This is a genomic window from Tunicatimonas sp., assembly GCF_049647865.1.
GTDB lineage: Bacteria > Bacteroidota > Bacteroidia > Cytophagales > Cyclobacteriaceae > Tunicatimonas.
In genome coordinates, this window is the sequence record NZ_JBARYM010000155.1 from 1 (window position 1) to 6,938 (window position 6,938).

Annotated in this window: 6 protein-coding genes and 1 tRNA gene; 4 read left to right on the forward strand and 3 right to left on the reverse strand. The window is 42.7% G+C overall.

Annotated elements, in window-relative coordinates; translation table 11 throughout:
* Positions 1-769 (reverse strand): hypothetical protein (locus WBA23_RS04820; protein ID WP_424581117.1); only part of this gene is annotated, 769 nt, incomplete at its 3' end.
* 37 nt (positions 770-806) lie between these two features.
* Complete coding sequence (gene lysA, locus WBA23_RS04825; protein ID WP_424581118.1) at positions 807-2,060, reverse strand: diaminopimelate decarboxylase; 1,254 nt, start codon at positions 2,058-2,060, stop codon at positions 807-809.
* Between the two features lie 116 nt (positions 2,061-2,176).
* On the opposite strand from lysA, the gene WBA23_RS04830 reads away from it, so the two are divergent.
* From WBA23_RS04830 to WBA23_RS04845, 4 genes are all read left to right on the forward strand, one after another.
* A complete protein-coding gene (locus WBA23_RS04830; RefSeq protein ID WP_424581119.1) occupies positions 2,177-2,602 on the forward strand; it encodes a PH domain-containing protein in 426 nt (141 codons plus the stop codon).
* 47 nt (positions 2,603-2,649) lie between these two features.
* Positions 2,650-4,530, forward strand: coding sequence for a MutS-related protein (locus WBA23_RS04835; protein WP_424581120.1), 1,881 nt, complete (start codon positions 2,650-2,652; stop codon positions 4,528-4,530).
* Entirely contained in the window at positions 4,527-5,027 is a 501-nt protein-coding gene (locus tag WBA23_RS04840; protein ID WP_424581121.1) for a hypothetical protein, read from the forward strand. The genes WBA23_RS04835 and WBA23_RS04840 overlap by 4 nt, the downstream gene beginning before the upstream one ends.
* 153 nt (positions 5,028-5,180) lie before the next feature.
* Positions 5,181-5,264: transfer RNA gene (locus tag WBA23_RS04845), tRNA-Leu, on the forward strand.
* A gap of 4 nt (positions 5,265-5,268) precedes the next feature.
* Here WBA23_RS04845 and WBA23_RS04850 read toward each other — a convergent pair.
* Positions 5,269-6,938: OmpA family protein (locus tag WBA23_RS04850; protein WP_424581122.1), on the reverse strand; the 1,670-nt coding region annotated here is incomplete at its 5' end.

Below are 6,938 nucleotides of genomic sequence, written 5' to 3' on the forward strand. Positions count from 1 at the left end.
AGCTGGTAAGAGAGCCGCTCTCAAAAAATTGAGCAACTGGTTCGTCTCGTTCGTCGTCCAGAAAACCCGGCAGACGAGTAGTACCGTAGGACGGGCGCACCGCAAAGGTTAGCAGCGGTAAATACGCTGAATACGTGGCTCGAAACTGCCGACTCCAGAGCTTAAACGGATACGCCAGCGAAGTAGTGGGACTGAGCGATACGTACAGACTGGTATTAAATGCATTATTGCTAAAGTTCGAGAAATCCCATAGCGTATAAAGCGTATTAACTGAACCACCGACAAACCACTGAAGACGATCCTGCCAAATATTCTTAATCCGTTTTTGATAACTGTAATTCCCTTCAATACGAAAGTAGTTGACATCAGCAAATTCAAAGGCAAAGGCTGACATTTGTCCATAGTCGAATCGCAGGTCAATATGCTGTAGTTTGCTGCTATCTTTTCGAAAGTGAAACCCACCCACTACTGACGCGGCATGTCCCTGGTAGCGAAGGGAAGAAAAGCCTTTGTCAAGAAATTTAGGCAGAGTATAGCCTACTCCAATATTAAACGAACGAAATTTTTCCTGAGCTTGGGTCGGATTGGTTGATAGGAAAAGAAAAATTGGCAGCAGGAAGTAGCGTACTAACTTTTTTAAATCCCCCTTACCCCTTTTAAAAAAGAGGGAATTATCTTCGTAGTTTACGCGACCTGGAAGCATCAATTTAGAGAAGTGTATACTTTTATACTCCCCCTTAGAAAAAGGGGGCTGGGGGGATTTTTCCATAACCTTCCAAAAGTATTTTATAATGATGAACATGCGTTCATAGAGATATTTCTATTTGATTCTGTAGAATATCATCCATTGTTTCTCGCTGGCGGATCAGTTTAGCTTCGCCTTGGTATATGAGTACTTCGGCTGGCCGCAAACGAGAATTATAGTTAGAAGCCATGCTAAACCCGTAAGCACCTGCATTTTTTATTGCTAAAATATCACCAGCGCGTACTTGGGGAAGCATTCGGTTCTCGGCAATAGTGTCAGTTTCGCAGATGTAACCCACTACTCGATACGACTGAAGCGATCCCGCCGGGTTAGTAATATTAACGATCCCGTGGTAAGCATCGTACATCATAGGGCGTAATAAGTGATTCAGCCCAGTATCAACGTGAACGAAATTAATTCCTGGATTTTCTTTTACAACCGTAACCTTGGTCAACAGATAACCACTATCACTAACAATATATTTTCCCGGTTCAAACCACATCTCTAACTCCCGACCGTATTCTTGACAGAACTCTCGGAAAGATTCCTCCATAATTTGAGCCAGCGGAGGAATATCGGTAGCAATGTCGCCTTCTTTGTAGGCCACTTTAAATCCGCTACCGAAATCAATGAACTGCAAATCTGAAAAATACTGAGCAGCGGCATACAAGCGTTGAGCACCCTCAACAAATACTTGAGGATCTTTAATGTCCGAACCCGTATGAATATGTAAGCCATTAATCACAATTCCGTACTCCTCAACAATTTCTACCACCAAGTTGAGCTGCGATAGCGCGATACCGAATTTTGATTCATTATGACCAACAGAAATTTTCTCGTGTCCGCCCGCCCGGATATCCGGATTCAGCCGAATGCAACTGGGAACCGAATTACCGTACTGCTTGCCAATATACCGCAATAGTGATAAGCTATCTACGTTTATTTGCACTCCTAAAGCTACCGCTTCATCAATTTCAGCGAATGGTACGCCGCTGGGCGTATACATAATTTGTTGAGCCGAAAAACCTGCTTTTAATCCAATCCGTGCTTCTTCAATAGAAACTACATCCAGGTCAATACCCTGCTGACGAATGAGTTTCAGTATCGAGATGTTGGTTAAAGCTTTAGCCGCGTACTTGAACTTTACTTTTGGGTACGTAAACGCGCTTCTTAGCTGCTCAATCTGACGAATAATAACGTCGGCATCATATAGGTAAAGCGGGGTGCCAAACTGTTGGCAAACCTGTTCCAGATCAACTCCCTGCGGAGAAAGATTAGTTGGTACGGCTTCGGTGGTAGAAGTAGAGAAAGACATAAATGAAATATTCAGAACCGTGAAGATACAACAAGATTTGAGAATAGCGGATGGATTTTAGAAACTTACGGGCATTTTTACGTAGATGGTATAAACTACTAAACCTAGCCTAGCAGATGCAAGTTTTCAAGTCAAAGATTGGATACGAATTACTCATACCGATTACGTTAATTGTTGGGGCAATACCCATTTGGGTGATCGTTGACGGTGCTCCAGTAGAAGCAATTGTAGTAGTAAGTCTGATTATACTAGTAACGTACGCTTTCGTATTGTACATTCTATTAGGAACAACTTATACTATCATTGACAACCGCTACCTAACCGTGAGAAGCGGATTTACTAAGTATAAACCGATTGCGATCGGTACCATTAAAGCCATTTTCAAAACAAACAATCTTACTTCATCACCAGCTCCTTCTTTTGATAGAATAAAGATTTATTACGGAAACGGGAACTCAATAATAATCTCTCCTAAAGACAAGCAGAAGTTCGTAAGCGCACTAAAAAACATTAATCCTGGGATCTCATATCAACCAAAATAAATACTATTTATACCCGACGATTCAATTTAATGCAATAACCATAAGTTTTGTCAAAGAAGAATTTCAATCAACATACTATTAGCAGCTCCAACATGAAAATGATTGTGAATGAAGTATTTCAGAGCCGAATGTCAGACTTTCAACAACAGGCGCAGGTACTTCGCCGAAAATATAATCAGGTTTCAACCCTACGGATTATTTTCTTCGTAGTGGCTATCATTGGCCTCGTCTATCTGGCGAATGCCCGACTTACTGAATTTTTCATTGCTACATTAATAGGATCAGCAATCGGCTTTGTTTTCATTATCCGATGGCACCAGAACATTAAGCAAACCTACGAACATACTAAGCGTTTAGCGGTGATTAATCAAGAAGAACTACACCGACTAAATTATCAACTTCATTCGTTTGATACTGGCTCCATGTATCAAGACCTTCGCCACCCTTATTCCGGCGATTTAGATGTATTTGGTGAGCATTCACTATTTCAACTCATCAATCGTAGTGCTACCCGGAAAGGGAAAGACTTCTTAGCCGATTGGCTTTGCCAACCCACTGCTAAGCCGGAGATTGAAGCTCGGCAAGAAGCCGCGGAGGAATTAAAGGATCAATTGGATTGGAGACAAACTCAGCAGGCCCACGGACGCCAGGTCAATACTACGCAGGAAGAGATTCAGCAACTACTAGCTTGGGTCTCTTCCCCACCAGCGATTAACGATGATTGGCGAGGTCTTTACCGATTTCTTCAAGTTACATTTAGTATTTCGGCAGTCCTGTTCATTGTGCTAGCTTTTGTTCTTCCTTCATTAGAATGGTACGTTCCAGCGTCATTTATTATATTAAATATGGTTGGAGTTGCCAGTACGGCAAAAGCGGCAGAGAAAGTCCACCGGCAAACGAACAAAAGTGTAAGCACACTAAAGGCGTACCGGCATATGATGGAGGGCGTAGAACAACAAACCTTCCGCTCTGCTAAATTGCTATCGCTACAAAACGAGCTAAGAAGTGAAGGAAAATCAGCTTCGGACTCAGTAAAGGAGTTAGGTTATATTCTATCAAACTTTGATGCTCGAGGCAATATGATGTACCACGTTCTGAATGTGATTTTTCTGCTGGATGTGTACTGGCTACTACGAGCCGACCGCTGGAAAGCTCGAACGAAAGATCATATTGAGGGCTGGCTCAACAGCATGGGTGAGATAGAAGCACTGGATAGCATTGCCAGCTTTGCCTTCGCCCAACCGGATTTTACTTTTCCCACCATTTCGGATGAACGTCACTACATTCGTACTGAAGCAATGGGGCACTGCCTAATTCCTCCTAAGCAGCGAGTAAACAACGATTTTACTATGGCGGGGCAGGGTACCATTAATATTATTACTGGGTCGAATATGTCGGGAAAAAGCACTTTTCTGCGGACAATAGGCACCAATATGGTGCTGGCTCTCACTGGGGCACCAGTCTGTGCCCGACAGTTTGAGGTAGCCGTTATGCAGGTATTCAGCAGTATGCGTACCCAAGATTCGTTGGAAGAAAATGTATCGTCGTTCTACGCCGAACTACAACGGTTGCGCCAGTTGCTCACTATGCTGGAAGCCCCTCAATTACCCGTACTATTTATGCTTGATGAAATTCTGAAAGGAACCAATTCTCACGACCGCCACCACGGCGCGGCTTCGCTGATAAAACAACTGGGTAAACTGGAAGCTTCTGGCTTTGTGTCTACTCATGATCTGGAATTAGGAAAGCTAGCGGACGAGCTGCCTAGCTTGCGTAACTACAACTTTACCAGCACTATTGAAGGCGACGAGATTATTTTTGACTATCGATTGCACGACGGCGTGTGCCGCAGCTTTAATGCTAGTAAGCTAATGGAGAAAATGGGGATTGCTATTGAAAAGAAGCAACAGCAAGATTCGGTAGAATGAATGAAGTGCTAATAATCACGGGAGCCTGCGGAGTGGGGAAAACAGCTACCGCTCGGGTTTGGGCCAAAGCCAAACAAGGAGTAGCCATTGAAACCGACTACTTCACCGAATGGATTTACGATGATAGCCTAGAACGATTTACCCGAGAGGAAGAAAAGTTGGTAGCAAATTTAAGTTTAGTAACTGCAAAAGAGTACTTGGCTCAAAAAATGCCCGTAGCTATTGAAGGTGTATGGAGTCCTTATGGTTTAAGCCTACTTCATTCCGGACTTAAAAAGAAGGCTAAGAATGCCAAGTTAAAATTTGTCTGGCTCTATTGCGAAATCAGTGAAAACCACCGGCGAGACGAACTTCGGGTTTCAGAAAACCAGATGAAGCAACGGGTTGATATTGTAAGTCAACAACTACAAAGCTACCACTGGGAAAACTATGTTCACCACATCGACACAACTTATTTAACTCTTCCCGAAACGCTTGCTGCTATTGAGTCAAAATAGATGTAGTGATGGATGCTAAGGTGCTAAGGTGGCTAGGTTGTTTGCTGTATATATTTCTCATGAACACACTAACACCTGCGCACATCAACACAATCAACTATAACACTAATTTATCATTGTGTATCCTGAAAGAAATCTTTAATTTTGAGATATGCTGGGGTGGCGGAACTGGTAGACGCGCACGTTTCAGGTGCGTGTGAGGTAACACTCGTGCGGGTTCGACTCCCGCCCTCAGCACTACCTATCCGGCGATCATAGGAGTTGAATGGAAACTAAAGTCTACAACTCTGAATTCTACTCTGCGGTTGAGTTGATGGCTTTGAGTATCGCAAGGTGCATTATTGGAACACTTGTTTCGTAATTTCTTCTCACCGTAGTACTGAAGCATGACTTGGTTGGTATTTACCCCTTGCTGAGCTAAATATTGTTGTACCCGACTGGCCCGCCTTTTTGATAGCTGCATATTGTAGTTGTTTGACCCGCGACTATCGGTATGAGCATCAAGATAAATCGTTAAATTGGTGTGCTTAGTAAGCACTGCCGCCAGCTTACGCAGTTCGGCAGAAGCATTTTTTCGTACGCTTGCTTGGTCGAAGTCAAAATAAACGGTATTAATTACGGTAATAGATCGGACCGGTACCCCTTCCTGAAAGAATATTTCATCCATTTTTTCTTCTAACCCTTTTTCAGCACCGACGGATGCATCTGAGCGAAACAAAGAAATCCGCTTATCACCTTGTACTAAATAATTTTGATTGTCTATCTGCTCAAACTGATATATTTCACCGTCTATACTTACCAGTATATCACCCTTATTGTCGTGACGATCAAACACAATCACATACATTGCCTGAATAGCTTCAGTATTTTGGAACAGAAATATTTCTACGGTATTATCTTCGCTCACTAGTAATTGATCAGTATGGATAGGGAGGAACTCCCAGGGCTCACCATTCAAAGTTCCGGTAACGTTCCATACCGATCGATTGTCCGTTATAATTTTTACATTCCCATTAAAATCCGTTACCATTGAGCGCCTTTCGCTGGTTCTTTGATTATCTAAAAAGACTTCAACATTGGGAATAGGTTCGTTGCTATCCCAATCAACAACTCGTATGATGAGCGCCACGGGACTGATGACAAAGTCCTTCACTTCAACGGTTTCATCCTCTTGGGATAGGAATATATCAATAGTATTATCCTGGTCAGCTAGCAAATGGCTGGTATGAATAGGGATGAAATCCCAAGGCTTGCCACTCAAGGTTCCTGTAACGCTCCATACCGAATGATCATCCGTAATAATTCTGGCTTTGCCTTCCTCGTTTGTAGTCAGCGACTGTATTTTACCGCTACTTTGATGTTCCAGGTAAACCTCAACATTCGGAATGGCTTCATTCGTGTTCCAATCTACAACCCGTACCGTAAGTGAAATAGGACTGATAACGAAGTCTTTCACTTCAACGGTTTCATCCTCTTGCGACAGGAATATATCAATGGTGTTATTTTTATTTACTAGTAACTGATTGGTATGGATAGGAAGAAACTCCCACGGTTTGTTATTTAAGGTTCCGGTGACATCCCAAACCGAGCGGTTGTCTGTAATAACCTTAGCTTTACCTTCCCTATTGGTGACCAACGATTGTTTTTCGCTGGTTTGCTGATGCGTCAAGAATACTTCAACATTGGGAATAGGTTCGTTGCTATCCCAATCAATAACTCGCACAATGAGCGCTACGGGACTGATCACGAAGTCCTTCACTTTAACGGTTTCATCCTCTTGAGATAGGAATATTTCTACGATATTGTCTTTGTCTACCAGCAGTTGATCAGTATGAATTGGGAGAAATTCCCACGGTTTGTTATCTACATTTCCTGAAACATTCCACACTGAGTGATTGTCCGTAACAATAT

Bases quoted from the DNA above. Each gene is read 5' to 3' on its own strand.
- lysA (WP_424581118.1), bottom strand. From the start codon at position 2,060: ATGTCTTTCTCTACTTCTACCACCGAAGCCGTACCAACTAATCTTTCT.
- WBA23_RS04830 (WP_424581119.1), top strand. From the start codon at position 2,177: ATGCAAGTTTTCAAGTCAAAGATTGGATACGAATTACTCATACCGATT.
- WBA23_RS04840 (WP_424581121.1), top strand. From the start codon at position 4,527: ATGAATGAAGTGCTAATAATCACGGGAGCCTGCGGAGTGGGGAAAACA.